Below are 23,874 nucleotides of genomic sequence, written 5' to 3' on the forward strand. Positions count from 1 at the left end.
AATAACATCATGAAAATTAAAGTATATATCTACCTGTTGATTAGCCTCCTATGTGTAACTATGGGGTTGAACGCATGCAAAAAGGATCTGGGGCCTATTAAAGACAATTTGACTGTTCGGGAAGCTGTACTTTCTGGAGGTTTCATGCAGATTCCTGTTAAAATCGGAACGCCGCTTCAGATTAATCTGGCGGTCAATCCGGGAAACCGCAGCGTCACACAGGCGACCTATACCAACAAACATCCAGAAATTGCAACATATAGCAGTACAGGCTTGGTTACCGGCTTAACCGTCGGCAAAGATACCGTCACCATACGATCTGGCGAACTGAATGTATGGTATATAGTCAATGTAACCAAGTAATAGTCGGCATTCACCATGCTCGAAAAAATAATGGTAAGAGATGACCATTTGTTTATTTAGTGTTTAGTTTAGACTATCAGACAAACCCGTCTGGTAGTCTTCTTTTGACAAAATAACATCTATTCATTTTACCGTTTTTCAAATTATAAAAACGATTGACTTAATTGTAAACCGCAGTAAAACAAACCCAATTTCTTACTATAGGCTTGTATTTTGAATAATTATAAGCCACCAATATACATGAACAATTATAAATTATTTACTTCAAAAATTATGACACAACAAACAAAAAAATGGATGCAAATCATGAAAGGACTTGCATTGTCCACCACAGTCCTATTCCTTTTTTTCGCGTGCTCCAAGCCCTTGGTAGAGCAAAATGCACCAGAAACGCTACGATTAAAGGCGTCATCAAATGGCGTTATTGACACATCCCTGGCCAATCTCACATTTGTGACTAATCCCGTAAATCTCAATATCGTCATGTTTGTCCCCACAGACAATCCAGCCTTACCCGGCTACAAAACACGGTTATCTCAGCTATTTGTCCATTTCCAGGACTGGATGCACAATGAGATGGCACGTTATGGTTACAGCAGTTATCTGGGTCTGGCAAAAGATTCTGCAGGCCTAGTTAACATCATTGAAATCCCTGCCGCAGGAGCTCAAGCGGACTACCCCTATAGCTCAGCCGTATCCGCTGGTAAAATTATAAATGAGATCAATACGTACAGAGCTGCCCATCCAAGCCAATTTTCATCCAACAATCACTATCTAGTGCTGTTGCCCGCAAGAACAGATGGCGATAACAGCCAACCCTTCTATGGTTATGGAAAATACTGCTTTGCAGTAGATAATTCCTCCATGTCTGTCAATGGAATTCCAAACCCTAGCTCAAACTATATCGGCGGCATGCTGCATGAATTGGGTCATGGATTAAATTTGCCGCATAACCGCGCTAAATATGTCAGTGAAGAACCTACATTGGGCACATCATTGATGGGAAGCGGCAATGTGAGTTTTAGCAAGGGGCAGCCTACTTTCCTAACGGGCTCTGATGCAGCAATTCTCAACAGAAATGAAGTTTTTCAACCTGCAGTAGCGACAGCTCCCCCTTACCAGGCACCTACATATTCTGTTCAACCTCAATTTGCCATTGACAACAGTCAACAAAAAATCTTTATTACTGGAAATTATACGTCCAATTTGCCTGTGAGTGAGATATTGGTTTATATGGATCCCAATGTGAACAATGAAGGTACAGGAGCCAACAAAGATTACAATGCAGTCACCTGGAAATTTGCCCCCGTTTCCTCTGGTGTCATCCAAGGGACTATAGATCTCAATGAACTTTACTACAAAGGCAATACACCTTACGAACTTAAGGTCAAATTATTATTGCAAAATGGCTACACAACATCCAATGTTTACGAATTCAACTATGTCAACGGGCTCATGACGACCAATCAGGATTCGGTGTATACCTATTCCAATGCGTCCTATGCCGGTGTGAAAGGAAGCTTTGGTAAAGGACAATATACCTCCGCAGACTTATTGGCCAAAGGTGTGACAGACAATAGCGTCTCTTCCATTAAAGTTGGTGCCAATGTTAAAGTGACGTTATACAATAACGATAATTTTACAGGCGACAGTCTTGTCGTCACATCATCCTCTTCTTATCTTTCGACTTTCAACGATAAGGTTTCATCCATGAAAGTACAAAACCGTTAAAAGATTTGGGAAATACAATGCATAAATTAATTTTAAGGAACGCAGTGCCATTGCTTGTTGTGCTATTAGCGTTGGTCGGGTTGAACCTGCAGGCGCAGCCCGCTCCTTGGTTTACCGACGGGAAATTCGGTCTGTTTCTACACTGGGGGCTCTATTCCCAGACTGCGGGCGACTGGGACGGCCATCCCACCAAAGGTGGTGAGCATTTTATGCTCTACGAACGCATACCCGTCAAGACCTATGCAAAGATTGCCGATCAGTTTAACCCAACAGGCTTTGATGCCGACCGCTGGGCTCAGATGGCCCACGATGCCGGCATGAAATACCTGGTGATCACGGCCAAGCACCACGATGGGTTTGCGATGTACAATTCGGCTGCAAGCGACTATAACATCGTCAAGCGTACCCCTTGGGCAAAAGATCCAATGAAGGAGCTTGCGGTGGCCTGCAAGAAATATGGTCTCAAGCTCTGTTTCTATTATTCCCTTGGCCGCGACTGGGAAAACCCCGATGTGCCTACCAACTGGCCTGTCAAAGCCGGGCGCAGCAATACCTGGGACTATCCCGATGAAGATGCCAAAGACCTCAACAAATACGTTGAAAATAAGGTCAAACCGCAGCTGCGCGAATTGCTGACACAGTATGGTCCTATCGGTATTATTTGGTTTGATACACCTGAGCTGATCACCAAAAAACAAAGTCAGGAAATCAAAGATCTGATCCATTCCATCCAGCCAGACTGTATTATCAACAGCCGGATAGGTAATGGACTTGGCGATTATGCCGTTGTTGAGCAGTCGCTGGTTTCCACCGCGCGGAAGAACTGGGAAGCCTGCATCACGATGAGTGAAAACTGGGGTTATAATAGACATGACACCAAATGGAAAAGTCCGGAGCTGCTGGTCCGCAACCTAATTGAGGTGGTAAGCAAGGGCGGCAATCTGTTGCTCAATGTCGGCCCCAAAGGTGATGGCACCTGGCCAGTTGAAAGCCAGGAAAACCTACATGCTATCGGAAGCTGGATGAAGACCAACGGCGAAGCGATTTACGGCACCACGGTTTGGGGTGGCGCCAAACAAACCGCGCAAACCCTACAGGCCGACAACAAGGTAGCCGAAAAGGAGAAAGCGAGCATGAAAGATGCCGTGAATGATGCGACACCGAAAGAAATAGTCTCGGACTATCGCTTTACGCAGAAAGGGAAAAGTGTTTATCTTTTTGTGCGTAGTCCGTCGACGGCTACAATAGACATCCCTGAGCTCGCAAAAAGTGTTCTCGACATCAAAAGTTTAACGCTTCTCGGCAGTTCCTCCAAGGTGAAATGGACACAAGGAAGAGATACGCTACAGCTGTCTTTACCCACTGTCAAGAACCCAGAAATCCCGATTTACGTATACAAGATCGAAGCGAGATAGCCCACGCCTATTTCGCAAACCGTCTTACTCCCTTTAACAATAAGCTCCCTGATCATTGATTGATCGGGGAGCTCTTACAATCCAACCGCTCTTTTTACGTTGACACCTCATTCGGACTGTATTTTAAAACACTATTGCTTCAGATGCAGCGAATCATAAGCCAAAATGATCGGATATAAATCCGATATAAAAGACTCGTCTTAAAATGTGCATCTTTGCTTTAACGACAAAAGACAAAGTACACACATGAAAAAATATATTATTGTATTCAGTTTATCCATACTTACGTTAACCGTTTCGGCGCAGAAGAAAAAGAAGAAACAGGGTCCACCACCAGTGGTAAAACCTATTCCCGAGCCACCAAAAGTGATCGAACAGGCAGGTACTTCGGAAAGCATGCCTGTTATGATATCCATGCCCATGCGGGCGGTCGATCAGGTGCGCATCAAAAAGACAGATGGGCAAGAATTCAATCTGGAGAAAATCGAAAAGCTGGTCAATACAGATCTGTCCCAGGTACAAACCATGTCCCTAAACTCTTCCATACCTGGAAAGAAGCTCAGCAGCGAGATACTGCAAAAGATTATGGACGAGGGCAGTCAACTGGAGTCACTGGAAATCAGCAGCCTGGACATCGACACATTTCCTGAGATAAAGACCACTCATCCGAAGCTAAAAAAGATCACTTTAAGTAAAAATGAGCTCAGTGTACTTCCCGCAAGTATTTCCAATCTGACAGCACTGGAAGAGTTCGACTGCAATAATCCCTTGACAAGCTTGCCAGCATCCTTTGCACAACTCAAAAACTTAAAACAGCTTGGGCTTAACGGGAATGTGTTCAACACTTTTCCTGAGGAAATTTTTAGTTTGGACAAGCTATCCTTCCTTTACCTTTCGGGCAAATATAAGGGCGAAACCAAACTGACGGATCTGCCTGATCAATTTGATCGCATACCGGAGCTGAAGGAACTCGGGGTAGAGCATGCCGGGCTGTCGACACTGCCCAAATCTATTGCAACATTAAAAAAACTGGAAAAGGCCAATTTTTCGTTCAATCAATTTACAAACTTCCCAGCGGCATTGTACAATAATCCCAAACTGGTTTTTGTACCATTTACGAATAATCCCCTGCAATGGGAAGCATTTTTGGCTTCCGTAAAAAAAATAAAATGGAGCGGTCTCTTCTTTTTGAACGATACAGGGCTTAGCAAAAAACAGTACGAACAGGTACAGCGGATCCTCAGCAAGACGGATGTCTATTATGATGAGATGAATGATTAAACCCTTTTAAAGTAAGCCCAAAAGATAATTTTTGGGCTTACATTCGAAATTATTCGTTTAAATAACACGCGATACAATTATTGCGCATGAAATTTATCTTTGATTGCTTTTGCTAAATTGGGTATATCCTCAATAGCTTGATCAATCATTTGTCGATATAAATTTTCGCCATATTTTGCTATTAAATGCTCATTTAAACCACCGCTCGTCGGCCTTCCGTCACTATAGACATAAGTAGGCAAAATTAAATAATTTGGCACATCATCAAAGGTTATCATTTCCCATGACAATAGCCCTTTAAAACTATTTACAGTTTCACGAATTTGACCATATATCTGATCGTCTTTGCCTTTGTCTTTAAATCGGAATCTTAAAAAGGGAAATGACACATATGGATTATTTGAGGCTAGCATACCCGCCCTACCTGTCGCGATAGGATAAATATCATTCAGGGTTAAAAACAAAATTGTATTTATTGTTTCAAATTCCGTATTTTCCATATTTATTGTCTTATTAATTTAATTCCATTTGGATTCATTTTTTGGTAGGTTTTTAAGAAGTCCGTAGTTAATACAGGTTTGTTTCCAAACATTGGATCATATACATACTTTCCTTTAATAAAAACTTGATGATAATAAAAAGGAACTTTTTCGCCGTATTCAACTCCGTTAAAAGTTTTTCCTATTTTAGGTGTTAATTCAAGAATATAACCGTCTTTTTGGCCAATAGCTAATCTAGATGCAATATCACTACAATCTATGCGCTCATCCGCCTTAATATTCAATTCCATCACCTCTTCGGCGAGACTCGCATCCCAAGCTGATACCTTCTTCGCTGCTTGATTACCTATCTTACTTAACTCCCGTCCCGAAGTAATTCGCATTTCTTTTGCCACCTCTTGCACTTCCTTTGATGCAATTTGTTTAGTAGAAACTAAACTCTCAGTTACTATAAGCTGAGCTGGCTTGGTTGTGAAGCTTATACCTAATGTAAATATATCTGCTGTAGCATTAGCCATACCTGCTGCCGCCCCAACATAATTCCCTCTTTGTATATCCGCAACCACATAACGACTATATTGATGCCCAGGAATACCTGATTGAAAATCATCCCAAGCTCGCGACCATGTTAAATTATTAAAATAATTCTTTGTAGATCTAATTCCATTGACAACTACTTCATTTAACTTAACAAAATATGCAATTGGCCCCCCTGGTTTTGGACCTCCACTCCATCCACCATTTATATCAAAGCCACTAACCGGATTATTTCCCATCCCAACATAAGGTGAATGATATTGACCATAAGGATCCGTTGTCAACCACCGCCCCATAGCAGCATCATAATTACGAAGCTCAAAATTACTCCAACCCGTCTCTTTGTCTTTCTCCGCATACAGGCCTTGATAACCGTATCTATTTTCAATACCTCCAGAGCGTGCCTCCATACCAAATGGATAGTAATCTGCATAATATACGATATCAGCACCGCCACTTGCTGTCTTATTGCGGTTGATCACAACACGGGTGTTGCCAACGTGGTCTGTGATCGTATACTGATAATTACTGCCAAGCCTATAAAAAGTACCTAATCTGTCAGACCCGTAAACAGGTTGTTCCTTTAATTGGATCGCGCCAGTTCCCTGCTGTTCAAAGACTGCTGCCAATGTCCCACTGCCATCGTAGCTGTACCAAGTAACGGCTCCCGTCCGATGATCCTTTTTCATCACACGGCTACCATCCTCGTCATAAACAAAGCTAAGAATTATTGTCTGTTTAGCTGCATCACTGTAGATTTTTGTGACCTTGCCACTAACATCATAATCCAAATACATTCCAGCGCTCCCCTTGATTTGGGATGTCAATTGGCCGATTGCATCGTAGGTATAAGTAGCATATCCAGTTACTGAAGTTAATTTATTGCTGTTTGCCTGATAGTTATATGTATAATTACCCAGTTCTCCGCCAGCACCATTGGTACGTATAAGGCTTTTGATATTGCCATGACCATCATAGCTAAGCCCACGCTCCCTGTTGATCTCACCTCCAGCGACAAAAGATGATCCCGTAAAGTTTGGTGCCCCCCATCTGCTTTCGGTCAATTGCCCTATCGCGTCATAACTATATGAATTCATCACTGGCGCGATATCTGTAGAATTCGGCTTCTTCGAAAACCAGCTTATCCCATTGATCAGCCCACCATAGCTCGCAGTGCCGACACCATTCTGGATCGTTGGTATTCCGGCCTGACGGTTGTTATAATCTCCTGAATAATATTCCATGTTCATCCCGAAAACATCCGCAGCAAAACCATTGCCACCGTCACCCCCAGGATCTTTAGCTGCATTCGCATTGTTGATGCTCTTGAGCTTACCATCAATACCATACACATAATCTATCCCCTGTAACTTATCCCCAAGTTCAACCCGTTTAAGATCTCCATGTAGGTAATAGCTATATTTCGCATGAAGGACTTTAGTGCTCTCGTTATCCGTTGTATTGGTATATGCGGCAACTAATCGTTTATTCTTGTCGTATTCGAAATAATGGACCATCGTCTCAGCTGCTGTGCCCTTTTGGTAAATGCTCTTGGTAACATTGCCCAGATCATCATACACATAATCCATCGTCTTGTATCCAAGCCCCGTAACATACTTGACCGTCCACACAACATTACCATCCCCGTCATAATTATACCAGGTTTTGCTCACCAGATTGGAAGTTATAGCCGGATCTCCACTGTATTTTGCTTTACTCGAAACTGCGCTTCCTGAAAGAAAATAACTATCTTGTACATAGCCTGCCGGACTTGGAATGCTTTCCGAATTATCATAATTGATCACCGTAACATCTGTACGGGTACCCGTTAGGTAACTCGAAGCCGCAGTACCGACAGCATCAAGACCAGCTGTGCTGACGGTGCCAAAGCTAAGTGTACCTGATGGTGTAATTTCTCCACTTTCAATACTACGTCCGTAACTGTCATAGTTCGTATAACTAAACTTATTTGTCAGTTTCTGCAGCGCGTTCTGTGAAAAACGAAGTTTGCCATCACTGCTGTATTTCATCTCGGCCTTACCTGCATCGGGATCTGTACTCTCGATCAGATTGCCTCTACCATCGTACTTGAATATTTTCACAAATGGGATGCTCGCCAAGGTTGCATAACTACCAATGCCGCTAGTCCATAATTTCTTTACCCCTTCTGGCGGGATTGTCGCCTTTACCCGTCCAAGTTGATCATAGAATGTAAAGCTTACATCGGAAAGACCTATTTGATAATTCACAGAATTCCCTGCATTGTTTGTAAACTGGTATAAACCTGGCTGTAGTGCTTTTGTACCAAACACTCCAGTTTCTGATTCAGAACGAAAATAGTCCTTTAGCATTCCGGAGGTAAAACTCACATTTTGTGGCGTGACTATCCCGAAATAGCCCGTTTGGGTGCTATCGATAAGAAGCGTGCCCTTTAACATCAGCTCATTTCCGCCGCGTCCTGTCATCACCGTACGTCCATCAATACTGATATTTACCGAAGCCCGACTGTCTGCATCAAAGCTAACGGACATCATTTTTTGACCGTTGGATACCAATACTGTGTCTCCGATATCGGATACAGAAAAATAGGTGCGACGAACTAGATTGTAAAAATCAAGCTCTTTGTTCACCGGAACATTGAACTGTCGTACCTCATGTCCTCCCCCCAGTTTCATTACCTGGCCAACTCCTCCACTCACTGTGTAAATGTTGGTTCCGTTCTTGGCACCGGCCGTCGTGCTATAAGGCATATTGGTATGATCCTGCAGGCGCTCCCAAGCATTGCGGCTACTGTAATAATATGCCAGACTTCCTATCGAACTCCCTGCAGTATCAAGCGCATCCGGAGCAAAGCTTTTATCCGGCTGACCCGATGTGCTGGTAAAACGACCGTAATTGCGGTAATTTAGTGTTGTGAAATCAGCCTTGTAACTAAAGGCAGCATTGTTGATCGGAGCTGACATGGTCGATCCTATCTGCTTCCCGCCAACATCGTACAAGGGCTGAACTGCAAGAACATGCCCCGCTTCTATATTACGCGTCTGCGTCTGAAGCTGCTTGCCCATTTTATCGAAAAATGTTTTCGTCTCGCCGATTACTGCTCCGCTCGCATCAAATGACCGCGCAAGGGTCCAATTAAGTTCTAGGTTGTCATTAGGATTACTAGGTGCTGCTGGACCTGTCATATTATTGTCGATCCGAAGAACTACATTGGATCCGCTTTTAAAGTGAACTCCTGGTTTGAGTGTAATTCCAACAGCACTGATTGCACTATAGCTTTGACCAGATTCCACCACAAAAGATGTTGTACCGCCAGAAGGCAACACGATAGCGTTCTGATTAGTAATCTGACCGTGAGCAATACCTAATTGCGATAAGCCAAATAGAACAAACGCCGATAATTTCCTGAGACTCTTGTCTAAAAATTTCTTTTCCATTATCATGGTTTAATTAATTACAGTCACCTACTAATTCAATTTCAGCAGACAAATTGATATTTTGCTGATTTTGCCCATGACTAAATCGAATACTAGGATCGGAGGTATTTACACACACATAAAAGACTAAATACACTCCAGTATTCGCTTCTTGTTGAAAATTTTGGTAGCTCGATGACTGATATACATTATAACAATCACGATAATTAACATATAAGTTTAAATTTTGGAGATCCATACGGTGAATCTTCACTTTATACCGTTTACAGCTAACGCAGCGTCCATTAGTATTTGCATATTGTTGGCCAAATTGATTTATTTCTGCCATCGCTTTACTATTTGCATCTCCTTTACTAATACTTGAACTATACTTCCCTTGTGCCACAGTATATCCCACCAGCGTACCTTCACCGGTTGTACAATCATTTTTACGAATATCCTCCGTGATTTGATCATTGTAAAATAGACTGCTGCTTAATCCATAATTTTGTTGATACTCATTGGTTTTGTAAGGCGTCCTTCCGAATTGCTCTTTATAAGTTCTCACCAAACGACCCATTCCGTCGTATTCAAATCGGGTATATAGATTAAAGTGATCTAAAATATAGGTCAGCTCGCCAGAGAAATTATCGTAGACATAGGCCATGGCATTTGTATTCTTGGGATGAAAACGAAAATCATCTACAAAACTTGAAACTGTACCTTCATTTTTTACGTACACCTTTAATTGAGTACCACCTGAAATCGGAATCTCAATATTTACAAGGCTCCAGTCACCAGACTTCTTCGTGCTCTGTGCTGAATTTATCGGGGCTGCTGTTGCAACACCATCAACATCATAGTAAAGACCAACTTTACCATTTGTTACATTTTTCACCCAAACACTTGCAACGTAGGTCCTATTTGCGGTGAGATTGGTGATCGGGACACTGTATTCAAAACCTGTGGCTCCTCCTGCCAAGGACAAACTTTTGCTTCCGGTATGGAATGCTCCGGTAGATACTGTACCCTGCCCCTTGGAAACCTCTCCCGACACTGAAGTTCCCATCAGCTCATCCTCAGCCCCACTGAAAGCAAGTTCACCGTATTTTGCAAAATTCGCTCCAGCAATGATCTTACCATTGTTGTATCCATAGCGGTTTGCAGAATAATTATTGTTACGATCGTAGTCTTCCAGCGCTTTAGAATATACATTGTACATTCTAATTCCATTAACTAGTTTCCAGTATCCATTAGTAAACGTGAATTGAGCGATTGGAAGAATACCTGAACTACCATAATTGTCAGGAATTTCTAAAACCTCTTCACGTTCTTTGCGCCAAACTTGGCCATTTGCAGCACTATTCTGTTTAACGATAGTGCCGTTAGGCGCAAGCACATTGACTTCTTTACTCCAGATTGTTTTAGACCCGCTGACAACACCAACCTTCACATTATTATTGTCAACCTTGTAGGAAGCCTGACTATAAACCTGCGTCAACATATTTTTGTTATTGATATTGACAAGTCTGTTCCCCATCTCTCCATACTGTAGATACGCATATCCCGTCTCACTGAGGAATCTGTTTCCATAAGAATCTTTCTTTAACACCTTATTAGGTTGACCATTATAGAAATCAAAACCAAGATTTTCAGTGCTTTCAGACGATTTATTAACAAAATCCTGAGTTGTCGAAGATAATAGTATTGAAGGGTATTGCTCACGTGCTGCCATTATAATATTGGTGCGGTTACTATACTGTTTGGCATAGTGATAACGAGCTTCAGCAAATCTTTCGGTAATAAGCCCCTGCGAATTGAACCTACTACCAAGTATATCTCTATACTTTGTTCTCAAATCGCTGGATTCGGTCGCCTCGTCATATAAATATTTGTTTTTTGTCTGTTTTATCAATCGATCTTCGGCATCAAAATAGTTTATATACAAAACATCGCCGATATTTGTTGTAAAATCACTTATACGTAAGTTTACTCCATGTGCATATCCAGTTCTGCCCGGCATATCCTGCGTAACCACCCTATTGATCATTCGTTTATCCAAAACTCGATATACGTTTTCCGTATATCCTTCATTCTGACTATCTCCATTGGGTTGTATTACCTTATTTCGAATTTGCACTTTGCTGTACATAATTCCAGGCCCAGGAATTTCCCTCGCAATTTTGAGAATATTTTCGATATCTTGGTTAAGGGCTTTCTTATACCAAAGTTTATAATAGTCTCCGGTAATATCATTGAGATTACCTGTCTCCATATTATAAGGTAGATAAGAGGTTACACCAGAAGAAATTCCATTGGGACGGTAACCATATTCCGTTGTATAGGTAACGCCATTTAGAACTTTATTGCTGATGCTTTTAATCCTTGTTCCGCCTCCATTATTGACTACAGAGTTAAGAGGTAATCGAATATTACCCGTTGTAAGAGTAAGAATATCCTGATTAAAACGCAAAATGATATTCGTGTTACTTGTTCCTTGTCGACCTTCATAAAAACAGCTTGGATTCCCATTGTCCGATTTTATAATTGTTATTGGCATAGAACCGGCTTGCCCTAAAAAGAAGCCATTGATCGTATTTCCTGCACTATAACGCTCCTCCAATTCCGCGACGCTGAAAGGAAGTTCTACCTCATACCTTCGATTATCCAATCTTTGGATAATTTTAATTGGAAATGATAAAAAGCGTTCAAACACTGCTTCCTTAAATTCATTGCTTTCATAGTTTAATTCAATCGAATTTCCAGTAGGAGAGCTTATTGTACGTAGATTCCATGCGTCAGTACCTTTTGCCGATGTTGTCGTTACACGTTTTGCTAGGTCAGCATTTACCCACAATTGAGACCAGTTAAGGTCTCCTTTATAAAATCCCCATACATCTTGACATTCCCTACAATAATTAGGATTTTTAGTTTCCCTCAGTGTTATATTCGTGATATGATCACCCAATACCTCACCATTCATCAATGTATAAATTTTACCTCTTCCACCACTTCTGACTGCGGTAATCATACCATAATACACAGGGTTCTCATCCGCGCTTTCAATCATCATTCCGACCTGTAGCGCGGTAGAATTGTCTGCTGAAAATTCATTATTTGCACTTCTAGTAGCATCGAATTGAATCGCACCCGGTTGTTTATAAGCAAACTGGGTCGCCGGCAGTAGGTCTACACCGCCCTTACCTCTAAATTTCACACCATCTAAGGTTAACTTCCCAAGCTTAATGTCTGGCTTTCGCGAGTTAAAGCTATTTGACGTTTTTTTACTTAGATCATAACTATACCCAAAATCAATAACGCGAATACTCTTTGCCTCAATTACACTTCGGCCTATCTTTTCCAAATCAAAATTATCTATCACATTATAGTGGAAATCACCGTTCTCGCCCCTATTTATTGTTTCGCTGCTTTCTGAGACAATATTAGCATCCGAATTATTTACTAGATATATTTTGTTCAATCGAAGACTCTTCCTAGATGTTTCATCAAACAATGGGAGGCCACCACTAAAATACCTGGGGGTTAGCGCATTAATTGAACTTCCTTTACCGTCAAATCGAACCTCCTTTTCGAATATAGCAGTATGTGTACGTGTCCTGATCTTATTTATATAGTATAGCTCTTTTTGCCCGGAGGTATACATTGAATAATTCTGATCGAGATCTTTATCCACACCTTCGGCCGGAGTTCTCCACACATAATTGCTACTCCATTGACCATAGTCCATGGCAACCCAATACCCCCAATCCGCTTCATCGACCAGACCATTGCCGTTTCGATCTACGTAATCAGGGCCCGTCACAGCGGTTAACAACCATGTATAGGCATAAGGTTCTTTACGCGTTGTTTCTGTAAACCTCACATTATCTTTAGGTGTATAATTATAAGAATATTCGTTGTAAGAATAAACTGGCAATGCATAATGATATGTTACACCAGATTCATTCGTTACCATAAATCCACCAATCTGACTCCCACCTTTGGTAGCTGTGGCATTTCCAAAAGATGTACCATTTGTAATTCTATTGAATCCTTTTGTCGTACTCCCAACGTCAATAAAGCCTTTGGTCTTTGCATTTCCGCTACGGATCTCGTCATTTGTGAAGTACTTTATAAATTTAGAAGCTGCGAGCTCATTGCCTATTCGCGTGTCCGATTTACCTCCCATGCTAAAAGGTAGTGTATTGGGATCCTGCGGCGTTCCGGATTGATCAACGACATCATCAAGCCCTTGGTCAAAGGAATTAGAGAAATCATTAACAAAACGAAAACCTACGCCTTGCTTCAATAATGCGTTCCCATTATTCATCTTTGCAGAGCTTTGGCCAGATTCACTGTTCTGAAGATAGAGGACTCGCTGGTAAAGAAAAGGACGAATCTGTCCACCTATCCCCTGGCCAGTAATTGAATAATTGTCATATTCAGGAAAGGTGCCACCAAGCATCTCATAATCCTGAGGATTATCTGCAATGTTGATATTGTCAGGAAGTAATCTATAATTATCATAATTCTTATCATCCCAATAGGATAACGTGGTATTAACAGGAATAATGGGCGAGTACAAGCTTCCGGAATTTAATCCCTGTGATGTTTCGTCGGTCCAATAACGCCTACTTTTAAAAGAAGCTCCAATGCTAACGATGCCTAAAGGAATAGTAAAACCAAAACCTGAACTGCTTGTACTAATCTTATGCCCATTTCTATTGAAAACCGATCCAGTAGCTCCCAATATCGAAAGACTTGGTTTATTTGAAGAGGAACTCATAGACGCTGATATAAGACTTATCCCATGACTAGACAAAGATGTTCCTACATCACTTCTTAGGCTTTGGAAATTAGTAGAGAATCCGATTTTTCCACCTGCTCCGATTCCATTTGCAACATTTATACCGGAAGATATATCCATCCCTACATACCCGCCACCATAAGGACCAATCCCGACGTCAACACCAAGGTTTACCGGACCAGCCTTTATCCCGTATCCTATGGTAGCACCTACACCAAATCCTTGATATGTGTCACTCGCAAATACCAATCCGACATTGACCACGCTTGCAAATCCCACCTGAAGTCCGTATTCCTTACTATTTCCTCCCCCCCAATAATCTCTACGCTTCAAACTTACTTCATTAAAATCATCAGGTAATCCGGCAACATTTCGATTAATGGCTCCCGGATTGAGTGTCCAACCTAGACCAACCCAAGATGCTTCAACATCTGGGCGTATACCCGCATGATAGGACAACGAGAGTGGATATCCTCCTTCTGGCCCTGGAACTTCCAATAGTGGTAAATTATAGGTAAAACTTCCTGTCAATGGATTTACCATGTCTGTGGTATCCACAGGTTCAAAACTCGTGGCTTCTGGTGCTGTCGGCCCTGCCGTCAACGCCATCGCTGCCATAGGGCTAATCAATTCGAAAAGAAATACACCGCCCCATATAGCTGCAATCTTTCGTGTATGCCTATTTAATATTTGAATAAATTTCATTTTCGGTTAATATTATAATTGTTCAATAGTAGGCGAATAATTAAAATTTGCCAGATCTAGCGGAAAATCAATTTGCCCAATATTTAATCCAAATTCTTTTACGACTAATTTAAGTGCTTTACAAGAGGAAAAATCTTCGTTAAAAACAACTATAAGCTCATTACTTTTACCCATGTTATAGGTAGGTTGATAACTGACCATACTGGCAGGATATTCCTTCCCTGATTCTGACTGAAGAAAGATATATCGTTCCATGCCAAAAGAAAAAAGCTGTACATAGGCGCCATACTCTTCCCGCGGTAGCTGCGCTAGCAACTCATGTCCTTTCAGCGAAAACTGTATACTGAAATACTTTTGCTTACCGGGATTATTGTTTTTTTGGACGAGAGATGCTGGTAGTAACTGTATTTTAACTTCCACACCATTCCCCAAAAGTGTATCTTTCACAAAACCATGTTTAATTTCAGAGATATATTGAAGACCATCGTTAACGGTAGTAAACTGTTTTGGAGGATTTCCACAACTAAAAAAAGCCAAGGAAATAAATAAAATGAATAAACTTCGCATGATGAGGTTTACTTACTGTTGATCTCTTTCAGAACATCGTCGGTGACATTGGTTCCGTCCGCTGCATAGGCGATGGTACCTGATGGGTTGGCAATAAAGATAAATTTGTATCCGTTGCGTTTACCATAATCTTTTAGGAATGCATTTAATTCGGCAGCAACTTTTGCCATTACCGCTGATTCTTCCGACTGAAAACTTTCCTGTACGCTACGTTGATAATCATTAAGCTGTTTCTGCTTAAGCTGAATAATCTGTTTGGCATTATTATCTGATTGGCCATCATACTTAATAATCGCCTCACGCACTTCGAAATTCAGCGTATCGATTTTAAGTTTAAACTCTTTTCCTTTTGCTTCAAGTTTCTCGCGTTCAACTTTTGCTCCCTTATATTCTTGAAATATACGGGTAGACTCGACATAAGCAATCTTTTCACCTTTGAAGAACAACAAATAAACACATAATCCCAATACGAGGATAAAACACGCCCATAGCGCTTGGATACTTTTCATAAAATGATATACTATAATACTTTAAAAATAGGTCTAGTTAGATGAAAAACTCAAACAACTAAATATTAATTCAAAAATAAAAAAAACAAAAACTTAATTTACAAACAATAAGAATTAGTAAAAGAAACATAACTCAACATATTAATAATAAGCGAATTAATTTTACAATAAAAAACAGCACATATCATAAAAAGACAATCTATTTTCACCAGACCACAAAAAACAACCCGATACTGTTATTTTTACAATAAACAAATCTATTCACATTATGAAATCGATCATCATCATCTTTTTCCCAACAACTGTATCTTCTCCGCTTGCCTATCAATTTTCTCGGCCTGTTTTTTCATTTCATTATTCATTTGAATAAGCTGTAGAGTCATTTCCTCCACCTTCTTGAGCAAGAGTAAATTCATCTCAGCCAAATCAAGCCCATCAGCTTGGATCTGTTTAGCCGAGGGTATCTCAGGCAAATGTTTATTTGCTTTGATATAGCTTTCAATCTCCTCTAAGCTCTTTAAATCATAATCAGGATCAAAAACATAGTCGGGTACATTGATATCGGTCTTAATCTTGATCTCTTTTGCAAGAATATTGCCTTCAACAGCCAGTTTAGCCTGCGGATTACTAGTTCCGATACCTATATTTCCACCAGGCATCACGGTCAATCTAGCAGCCCCGAAACCATTTCCATGAAAACCATCTCCTCCATCTTCCATAATATTAAACGTAGTCGAATTCTGAGTTCCGCCAATGGACCATTGTTTTGTGCGGTTACGATAACTGAATAGCAACTTTGGATCATCACCAGCCGCTTTGTCGGTTACCAAAGCTAAGGCATGTCCCCAAGACTGCTCACCGTTTGAACGGAAAACTCCAGTTGAAATGTTTCCTATTGGTGGCTGAACATCCAATCGAGTTCGGGGAACTGAACTGCCAATGCCAAGATTACCTTCACCCGTAAATAAAAAAGTCGATTTAATTAAAGGAGTACTCGAAAAGTAAATTGAAGCTAAACCAGTTCCTGCATCAAAATGACTTCGTATACGGGTTAATTCTTCTCCGTTTGTCTTTTGAAACACAATATCCCCAGCGTCCGAAGGATTGTCGTTAGCACCTTTAAAAAATAGATCTCGTCCATTCGTCAAATTAATACCTTCAAAAGAGGTTTGCGCTTGAACTTGACTCAGCTGAAAACCAGCAACAGCCAATAGCGTTGCGAGCAACGATTTTCTTTTCATAATTGAACTTCTTATTATTTTTTTGATTATTTTATGAATACGTTTACTTACTTAGCGGATTCCAGTTTTTCAAGTCTTTCCATAACCCGATTGATTATTTTATCTTTTTCAATTAAATGTAAAGTCATCTCCTCCACCTTTTTGAGCAAAAGTAGATTCATAGCAGCCACATCCAGTCCATCCGCTTGAATCCGTTTAGCCGAAGGTACCTCTGGCAAATGTTTATTTGCTTTGATATAACTTTCAATTTCCGCCAAACTTTTCAAATCATAATCAGGTTCAAAAACGTAATCAGGAACACTCACATCTGTCTTAATCTTTATTTCTTTTGCCAAAATATTGCCGTCCACGGACAACTTCGCCTGCGGATTTGACGTCCCTATGCCCATATTTCCATTGGGAAGAATTGTAACTTTAGCTATTTGATTGGTAATGATAGAAAAGGGGTGATTGCTACGGGTACCGACCATACCACCGGCGAGAGCACCATACCAACCCACATCATGGGACCAAAGCCCACTCTGAATGTTGTTTGTGGTTACAATAGCTTTTGCATGTCCAATTCCCTGAACTTGCAAAACCCTGTTCCAACCTTCACTATTTTCTATAATCGAAGTCCCTATACCTGCATCACTTAACGTATTTAGCGTACCATTATTGGCAACCCAAAATGAGTTTCCCATTTTAACACCGTTGGTAAAATCTCCCTCATAATTGATCGTGAGAACATTACCAGCATCATGCACAAATGCCCTGCCCCCTGATCCTCGTGGTGGATAGGAAAAAATTACATCTGCAGCACCGTTATAACGGAATTCATACGCCTGTCCATAGGCAGAAACTGCCATACACGCGGCAGCCAATAAGGTTAATACTCTTTTCATATGTTGGCATTTATATAGCTAATTTTCTTTTATTCCACTGATAGCTACTATTAAAAGGTAATTAGGAAATACAAGCCTTTATTACGCAAAAATCCTAAAGAATTAATCGGCTTCAACAGGTTGAATTGAAATTATTTAGATTTAAAAACGTCAAGTACGCACATAGCTAACATTATCAAAAAAAGATAATATCATAAGTTAATAGTTAAGCTAACGTCCGATTAAAATATTTCTCACAGTATTTTAAACGAATGGCCGAAATTACATATTTCCCAACAAACAATCCTTAAGAATTAAAAAGTTTTTATTAAAAAACCATAAAGATATTATAAAAGAAATTAAAGACACTCAAATAGAAAAGGCATAAAATACACAAAACAGTGTAACAAAGCGGATTAAACAACAAAAAAAACAAAAAATATTCTCCACAAGATAATTACAACTAAACTAAAACAATAGAGAGAAAAACAATTATATATCTTTGTAAAAATTAACATTTTATGAAAAGTATTAACATTTTAACACTATTATCAGCACTATTCATTTGCCTTAATACCTTAAGCGGTCAAGAATCTGGCATTAAAACAAAGAACCTAGGTGACTTTTCGTCTTCTGATAACCAGGCACGCGAATTCAAATTGTTTGACCTATCTTACAATACCCATCACTGGCAAAATGGCGCAAATGTGATCGTGGAAGTTTTCCAAGATTTTATACGAAATCGAACAGTATATTAAAAACAAGGGACATTTACCTGGAGTTCCAACTGCCAGCGAAGCGGAATCCAACGGAGTCGAATTGGGTGAACTCAACAAAGTATTATTGAAGAAGATAGAGGAACTGACTCTTCATGCTATTGAAACAAAGAAGCACATAGAGCAACAAGACAAAGAAATCAGTGCATTAAAAGAATTAATCAATAATAATCTCACCGCGAAATCAGCTAATTAACCTGTTGGTTTCCAATGATCATTGACTAATCCAAGGGTTCCAAACCTGTTTGAAGCCCTTGGATTATCTATCGAGCCATAGAACCATTCTCCTTCAATTGCCTGATTTCCTCAGACTGCTTCACTAATGTCTTATTCATCTGAATCATTTGCAAAGTCATTTCTTCCATCTTTTTCAGTAGCAATAGGTTCATTTCGGCCACATTCAATCCTTCCTTCTCAATTTCCTTGGCAGACGGAATTTCTGGAAGATGTTTATGCGTTTTAACAAACTCTTCGATCTGCTCCAACGTATTCATTTTATACCCCGGCTCGAATACGTAGTCAGGCACTGAAATATCCGTTTTTATTTTGAGTTCATTAGCTAATATATTCCCGTTGACAGCGAGTTTAGCTAGAGGGTTTTCAGTACCTATTCCCACATTACCCAAAGCGTTCATGACAAGCTTTGGATTCATATCCTTATCATTATCACTGACATAAAAATATATAGATGACCCCCAACCACCTTTATCAGCAATTACACTAATCCCTGCACTTCCCTTTCCTGTCTTAAAACCGCTCCAGCTTTTATTCACATCATCATATAAATTGGCCCCGATAAATACGCGGTGTCGTGCATCCGAAGTTTGAATTATTCCACCATATCCACTTTCTATAGGATCACCGAGCAAAATACTACTGTGGTCTCCTTTATGTATTTGTATTCCATTGTTATCAGTACCGAATAGGGGTGTTATTGTACCTATTCCCACATTTCCATTTGTCGGAAATGCGTTTGTCTGTGCTTTTCCAAAAAATGGAAGAGAGCTTGTAACCAGTAGAAGGATGATCATATTCCAGATATTCATACGCTATATTTCTAGTTTTTATTTTCAATTTTCTTTAATCTTCGATTGACGTCGTACAGCATTTTTTCCTTTTCTATTAAATGAAGAGTCAGTTCTTCAACCTTTTTTAAAAGCAATAGATTCATTTTTGCCAAATCCAAACCATCGGCCGCTACCTCCTTGGCAGACGGAATTTCTGGAAGATGTTTATGTGTTTTAACAAACTCTTCGATCTGCTCCAACGTATTCATTTTATACCCAGGCTCGAATACGTAGTCAGGCACCGAAATATCCGTCTTAACTTTTATTTGTTTCGCTAAAATATCACCATTTACTGCGAGATCAGCTTGTGGATCATCTGTCCCTATCCCCACCTTTCCCAGTACATTAAATCGAGACACATGATTGCTGATCTTTCTATTCGGAACAAAATCTGTTATCTCTTTCAAAATGCTGGTATTTTGTGCTATTCCATTTTTTTCATACGCAACAAACTCTAAGCTAAGACCCGACGATTTCGCCCAACCAACAAACTGAAATCCATTCTGATGATAGGCCGCCAAATAAGGAACTTCCAAAGCAAGATATTTTTTACCGTTGTATCGGCATGTTTTAAGCTTCCACAGATAATCAGCCTCATCATTCGAGATGAGGTTAGCATAGGTCGAGCTATAGGCTGACGAACTATTGATATTAGCCACATTTAGTCTATTTCCTGCGCTGGTACTACCTCGTCGGGCTGCAATTGTACCGATCAAATAATTATCGGAAAGCAGCGTGCCATCATAAATTTCATTTAATAGAATCAACGATTTGGTATAGTCTGCATTTTCAGTTGAATTAATCACCTTATGGATGTAATCACCATAAAGCGTCGTAACTTGCGCGTTTAGAACGCTCCAAAATAATGTAAAGACTATCGTGGGGATAAAAAATCTAAACTTCAAATATTTCATATTGCTATTTAACTTTCTTTTGTAGTGTTTCAATAAGATCCTGCTGTTTTCTATTCGATTTGTCCAATTCGATCACATGCAGGGTTAACTCTTCGATCTTCTTCAACAATATTTTATTCATCTCGCCAAGCGATAGACCGTTTGATTCTATGTCCTCCGCTTTGGGAACATCTGGAAGATGTCCATTTGTCAGAATAAATTGCTCAGTTTCATGTAATGAGATTAAGTTATAGCTCGGTTTAAAAACATAATCAGGCCAGTTGCTAGTCTCCACTTTGATCTCTCGCGCACGGATATTCCCATTGACCGAAAGTTTTTCTTTTGGCGCCTCGATACCGATCCCCAAATTACCATTGGAATCCATAGTGATTTTATTGAAATATGAACCGTTGGAGGTTGCAAATACCAAATTCCCCATAGCATTTGCTGCTGCATCCGTTGCCTGTAAAGCAGAAACATAAGCTACACCTTTGAATCCGGATGAATTTCGAGATACCCAAGAAATAGAACCGATTGAACTTTCCCGCATCAAAGCACCAGAGCTCAGTACAATATGGGACTGACTATGCAAAGTAGTATTATTGTTAAAAATTTCCATAACTCTGTTGTTCCCACCATGAAAATAGGAAGAGGGATTAAGCACCCCTATCCCCGCGTCTCCAGAACTAGGAAATGTATTCGATTGGGAATAAACCTGTGCGCTACAAAAAGTTAAAACCGAAAAGGTCAATAAAATAGATTTGATGTTCATTTAAACTAATCTTTTAATCCTACAAATTTCTTTATCTCATTTATTTGCTCCTGTTGCGAGCTCAGCTGTTTATCTTTTTCAATAATAATCAGCGTCAGCTCTTCGATCTTTTTTAAAAGAACTTTGTTCATTTCGCCCAATAAAATACCATTTTTTTGAACCTCTGCAGCATTCGGAACCTCGGGTAAATGGCCGTATGTCTTTATAAACTGTTCAGTCTCCGATAAAAGAGGCACTTTATAATCCGACTTGAAAACATAATCTGGCCAATCCGCTACTGCGGTCGTTACCCGAATCTCATGTGCACGTATTTTACCGTTGACAGAAAGTTTATCCTGAGGATTGATTGTTCCAATGCCAACATTTCCCTCCACAGCCAAGCCGACCCCATAAGGGACGTCGGCATATGCCTCATAACCGATTGCTACACCTCGATAAAAACCCATTTCGTCGATTTTTGGTTGCAAATGTAGCGTGGAATAATACTGTCCATAATCTGGAATAGAGAGATGACGTGCCAAGAGCCATGCCTTTCGGGTATTAAGGGCATTGGATACACCTATTTCCAAATCATTGTTATCTGCTTGGAAAAGCTGCATAATATTGCCACGACTAGATTTTGACGGATAGGCTGCAGCTCCATTCGTTTTAAGATGAAGAAATGTTTCAGGCATGGGAATTCCAATACCAACATTTCCATTTGTAGGAAATGTATTTTGAGCCTGTGCTGTAAAAACGACTATGGAAGCCAATAGTGCAAACAAAATTTTAATTCTCTTCATATTACTTTTTTATGATTGGATTAGCTGATATTTTGGTTTGTAAGTCTTTAATTTCCTTTTGTTGTTGGATCACATACATAGTGAGCTCCTCAATCTTCTTTAAAAGAACCTTATTCATTTCACCTAGTTCAATACCTTTTTCTTGAACATCCTGAGCTGAAGGCACATCGGGAAGGTGTTTTTTTGACCTGACAAACGATTCTAACTCCGCTAAGTTTGGCAGCGTATACCCCTCCTCAAAAACGTAATCCGGCCAATCAGTAACTGCTGTGGTTACTCTGATCTCTTCTGCCTGAATCTTACCTTTGACAGAGAGTTTCTCTGGCGGATTAGGAGTACCGATCCCCACATTACCATTATATTTGATACGCAATTGTTCTGCAAGTGGGCTATAATCAACCGGACCACCCGTTGAAAAAACAAGGTCCATCGATTGAATTAAGGCATTATTGGCGATCCATGTATTAATCCTCTCTGCACGAATTCGAGCACCAACGTAATCTGGATTATAGTCCCGCCATGTCGTAAAATCTAGATTATACCCACCGGTGGTGCTCCCCAGAGGCACATTGATATTTCCCGAATCGCCTGACTTGCCAATCTTAATAGCACTTGTTGTACTATTTGCTTGAGTTGCGATTGTCAAGGGGTTCAGTGGTGCAGTAGTGCCAATCCCCACATTTCCGCTGGCAGGAAAAGTATTGGTCTGACCGAATGCTGAAAAGCTAAACAGAAAAGAGAATAGGCTGAGATATTTATTCATTATTATTTAATTATTTTTTTGATTCTAATTGACTGATACGTTGCTCCAAAAGTTTTCCGATTCGCTTCATGTCTGCAATTTCCTTACGCTGCTCTTCTAACAAGTTTTTCTGTTCTACTGATCGCAAACTCTGGCTCTTTATTTCTTTATCTTGTTGAATAGCATAAAGCGTTAGTTCTTCCACCTTTTTCAACAAGAGCAAATTCATTCCAGCCAAATCAAGACCATCTTTGTTTATTTCCTTTGCTGAAGGAATTTCTGGCAGATGTTTATTAGTTTTTACATAATCAGCAATATAATCTAGACTATTGAGTTCATAATCCGGATCAAATACATAATCCGGAACGGTGATATCTGTTTTGACTTTTATTTCTTTGGCCAATATATTCCCATCGACTGCTAATTTGGCTTGTGGAACCATTGTACCAATCCCAATATTTCCATTGGCATGAACGATCATCCTTGGACTATAAAATGGTTTCTCTACCGTAGTAGGCCCGGGTTCGCTGGTATGAAAAATAATGGATCCTTGAAAATACTGTCCATTCCCAGGCAGTAAAATTCCAGCACCCGCCATTGTTGGGTGAGTATTTGCGATGCGCAAATTTGTGCTTAACTGAACAGAATTATCGATGTATATGTTTGACCCAACAATCAGGGATCCATGATTATCCCCTCCAAAATTTACAAAGCCTTTCGGCGATTGGAAATTAAAGTTTCCAAATGAAGAATTACCCGATCTCACAAATCCACCTGCGACCTCCAATTTATCGGCAGGACTGGTTGTGCCGATCCCAACACTCCCTGTGGTCGGAAAAACGTTCGTCTGGGCATTGAGCAAACCAGCCCCACCTAATAGTATAATTAAACAAAAAAAGCTCTTCAT

General features: G+C 40.2%; 18 protein-coding genes. 5 read left to right on the top strand and 13 right to left on the bottom strand.

The genetic code is table 11. From position 1 onward, the window contains the following. Window positions 1-9 precede the first annotated feature (9 nt). The 4 genes from AAW12_RS14320 (at window position 10) to AAW12_RS14335 (ending at window position 4,790) form a co-directional block, all read left to right on the top strand. Window positions 10-363 carry an Ig-like domain-containing protein gene (locus tag AAW12_RS14320; RefSeq protein WP_084823191.1) on the top strand — a complete coding sequence of 118 codons (354 nt, stop codon included), beginning with the start codon at window positions 10-12 and terminating at the stop codon, window positions 361-363. Between the two features lie 273 nt (window positions 364-636). Continuing rightward, window positions 637-2,094 (top strand): hypothetical protein, encoded by a 1,458-nt coding sequence (locus AAW12_RS14325; RefSeq protein WP_156167653.1) that lies wholly within the window; start codon window positions 637-639, stop codon window positions 2,092-2,094. Window positions 2,095-2,111: 17 nt separating this feature from the next. Continuing rightward, on the top strand, window positions 2,112-3,509 hold the full coding sequence (locus AAW12_RS14330) for an alpha-L-fucosidase (protein WP_046674308.1): 1,398 nt from the start codon (window positions 2,112-2,114) through the stop codon (window positions 3,507-3,509). Window positions 3,510-3,755: 246 nt separating this feature from the next. After that, window positions 3,756-4,790, top strand: coding sequence for a leucine-rich repeat domain-containing protein (locus AAW12_RS14335; protein ID WP_046674309.1), 1,035 nt, complete (start codon window positions 3,756-3,758; stop codon window positions 4,788-4,790). A gap of 77 nt (window positions 4,791-4,867) precedes the next feature. On the opposite strand, the gene AAW12_RS14340 is transcribed toward AAW12_RS14335, so the two are convergent. From AAW12_RS14340 to AAW12_RS25545, 7 genes are all read right to left on the bottom strand, one after another. Beyond that, the gene (locus AAW12_RS14340; RefSeq protein WP_046674310.1) at window positions 4,868-5,290 is read right to left on the bottom strand and encodes a hypothetical protein; all 423 of its coding nucleotides are present in this window, start codon (window positions 5,288-5,290) and stop codon (window positions 4,868-4,870) included. Window positions 5,291-5,292: 2 nt separating this feature from the next. Next, complete coding sequence (locus AAW12_RS14345; protein WP_046674311.1) at window positions 5,293-9,264, bottom strand: RHS repeat domain-containing protein; 3,972 nt, start codon at window positions 9,262-9,264, stop codon at window positions 5,293-5,295. A 13-nt stretch (window positions 9,265-9,277) separates the two neighbouring features. Continuing rightward, on the bottom strand, window positions 9,278-14,755 hold the full coding sequence (locus AAW12_RS14350) for a DUF5977 domain-containing protein (RefSeq protein WP_046674312.1): 5,478 nt from the start codon (window positions 14,753-14,755) through the stop codon (window positions 9,278-9,280). Window positions 14,756-14,767: 12 nt separating this feature from the next. Further along, window positions 14,768-15,202 (bottom strand): hypothetical protein, encoded by a 435-nt coding sequence (locus tag AAW12_RS14355; protein WP_156167654.1) that lies wholly within the window; start codon window positions 15,200-15,202, stop codon window positions 14,768-14,770. 128 nt (window positions 15,203-15,330) lie between these two features. Then, complete coding sequence (locus AAW12_RS14360; RefSeq protein ID WP_046674314.1) at window positions 15,331-15,831, bottom strand: OmpH family outer membrane protein; 501 nt, start codon at window positions 15,829-15,831, stop codon at window positions 15,331-15,333. Between the two features lie 284 nt (window positions 15,832-16,115). Continuing rightward, a complete protein-coding gene (locus AAW12_RS25540) occupies window positions 16,116-17,072 on the bottom strand; it encodes a hypothetical protein (protein WP_053003706.1) in 957 nt (318 codons plus the stop codon). A gap of 47 nt (window positions 17,073-17,119) precedes the next feature. Further along, on the bottom strand, window positions 17,120-17,956 hold the full coding sequence (locus tag AAW12_RS25545; protein ID WP_053003707.1) for a hypothetical protein: 837 nt from the start codon (window positions 17,954-17,956) through the stop codon (window positions 17,120-17,122). A 500-nt stretch (window positions 17,957-18,456) separates the two neighbouring features. Between AAW12_RS25545 and AAW12_RS14375 the strand changes: the two genes are divergently transcribed. Continuing rightward, on the top strand, window positions 18,457-18,693 hold the full coding sequence (locus AAW12_RS14375) for a hypothetical protein (RefSeq protein ID WP_046674315.1): 237 nt from the start codon (window positions 18,457-18,459) through the stop codon (window positions 18,691-18,693). Window positions 18,694-18,974: 281 nt separating this feature from the next. Here the strand turns inward: AAW12_RS14375 and AAW12_RS25550 are convergent, their stop codons facing one another. Genes AAW12_RS25550 through AAW12_RS25575 form a run of 6 tightly spaced genes read right to left on the bottom strand, consistent with a single transcriptional unit; the run spans window position 18,975 to window position 23,874 of the window. Beyond that, the gene (locus AAW12_RS25550) at window positions 18,975-19,757 is read right to left on the bottom strand and encodes a hypothetical protein (protein WP_053003708.1); all 783 of its coding nucleotides are present in this window, start codon (window positions 19,755-19,757) and stop codon (window positions 18,975-18,977) included. An 11-nt stretch (window positions 19,758-19,768) separates the two neighbouring features. Continuing rightward, the gene (locus tag AAW12_RS25555; RefSeq protein ID WP_053003709.1) at window positions 19,769-20,692 is read right to left on the bottom strand and encodes a hypothetical protein; all 924 of its coding nucleotides are present in this window, start codon (window positions 20,690-20,692) and stop codon (window positions 19,769-19,771) included. A gap of 4 nt (window positions 20,693-20,696) precedes the next feature. Further along, window positions 20,697-21,443, bottom strand: coding sequence for a hypothetical protein (locus AAW12_RS25560; protein WP_053003710.1), 747 nt, complete (start codon window positions 21,441-21,443; stop codon window positions 20,697-20,699). A 5-nt stretch (window positions 21,444-21,448) separates the two neighbouring features. Beyond that, window positions 21,449-22,225, bottom strand: a complete 777-nt coding sequence (locus AAW12_RS25565; RefSeq protein WP_053003711.1) for a hypothetical protein — start codon at window positions 22,223-22,225, stop codon at window positions 21,449-21,451. A 1-nt stretch (window position 22,226) separates the two neighbouring features. After that, a complete protein-coding gene (locus tag AAW12_RS25570) occupies window positions 22,227-22,988 on the bottom strand; it encodes a tail fiber protein (protein ID WP_053003712.1) in 762 nt (253 codons plus the stop codon). A gap of 10 nt (window positions 22,989-22,998) precedes the next feature. Then, the gene (locus AAW12_RS25575) at window positions 22,999-23,874 is read right to left on the bottom strand and encodes a hypothetical protein (protein ID WP_053003713.1); all 876 of its coding nucleotides are present in this window, start codon (window positions 23,872-23,874) and stop codon (window positions 22,999-23,001) included.

The organism is Sphingobacterium sp. Ag1 (assembly GCF_000988325.1).
Taxonomy (GTDB): domain Bacteria; phylum Bacteroidota; class Bacteroidia; order Sphingobacteriales; family Sphingobacteriaceae; genus Sphingobacterium.

What these genes read in the sequence shown, in the direction of transcription:
- AAW12_RS14340 (WP_046674310.1), bottom strand. Translation starts at nt 5,290, where the DNA reads ATGGAAAATACGGAATTTGAAACAATAAATACAATTTTGTTTTTAACC.
- AAW12_RS25560 (WP_053003710.1), bottom strand. Translation starts at nt 21,443, where the DNA reads ATGAACATCAAATCTATTTTATTGACCTTTTCGGTTTTAACTTTTTGT.
- AAW12_RS25575 (WP_053003713.1), bottom strand. Translation starts at nt 23,874, where the DNA reads ATGAAGAGCTTTTTTTGTTTAATTATACTATTAGGTGGGGCTGGTTTG.
- AAW12_RS14350 (WP_046674312.1), bottom strand. Translation starts at nt 14,755, where the DNA reads ATGAAATTTATTCAAATATTAAATAGGCATACACGAAAGATTGCAGCT.
- AAW12_RS14360 (WP_046674314.1), bottom strand. Translation starts at nt 15,831, where the DNA reads ATGAAAAGTATCCAAGCGCTATGGGCGTGTTTTATCCTCGTATTGGGA.
- AAW12_RS25570 (WP_053003712.1), bottom strand. Translation starts at nt 22,988, where the DNA reads ATGAATAAATATCTCAGCCTATTCTCTTTTCTGTTTAGCTTTTCAGCA.
- AAW12_RS14330 (WP_046674308.1), top strand. Translation starts at nt 2,112, where the DNA reads ATGCATAAATTAATTTTAAGGAACGCAGTGCCATTGCTTGTTGTGCTA.
- AAW12_RS25545 (WP_053003707.1), bottom strand. Translation starts at nt 17,956, where the DNA reads ATGAAAAGAGTATTAACCTTATTGGCTGCCGCGTGTATGGCAGTTTCT.
- AAW12_RS25550 (WP_053003708.1), bottom strand. Translation starts at nt 19,757, where the DNA reads ATGAATATCTGGAATATGATCATCCTTCTACTGGTTACAAGCTCTCTT.
- AAW12_RS14345 (WP_046674311.1), bottom strand. Translation starts at nt 9,264, where the DNA reads ATGGAAAAGAAATTTTTAGACAAGAGTCTCAGGAAATTATCGGCGTTT.
- AAW12_RS14320 (WP_084823191.1), top strand. Translation starts at nt 10, where the DNA reads ATGAAAATTAAAGTATATATCTACCTGTTGATTAGCCTCCTATGTGTA.
- AAW12_RS14335 (WP_046674309.1), top strand. Translation starts at nt 3,756, where the DNA reads ATGAAAAAATATATTATTGTATTCAGTTTATCCATACTTACGTTAACC.
- AAW12_RS25555 (WP_053003709.1), bottom strand. Translation starts at nt 20,692, where the DNA reads ATGAAATATTTGAAGTTTAGATTTTTTATCCCCACGATAGTCTTTACA.
- AAW12_RS14375 (WP_046674315.1), top strand. Translation starts at nt 18,457, where the DNA reads ATGAAAAGTATTAACATTTTAACACTATTATCAGCACTATTCATTTGC.
- AAW12_RS14325 (WP_156167653.1), top strand. Translation starts at nt 637, where the DNA reads ATGACACAACAAACAAAAAAATGGATGCAAATCATGAAAGGACTTGCA.
- AAW12_RS25540 (WP_053003706.1), bottom strand. Translation starts at nt 17,072, where the DNA reads ATGAAAAGAAAATCGTTGCTCGCAACGCTATTGGCTGTTGCTGGTTTT.
- AAW12_RS25565 (WP_053003711.1), bottom strand. Translation starts at nt 22,225, where the DNA reads ATGAAGAGAATTAAAATTTTGTTTGCACTATTGGCTTCCATAGTCGTT.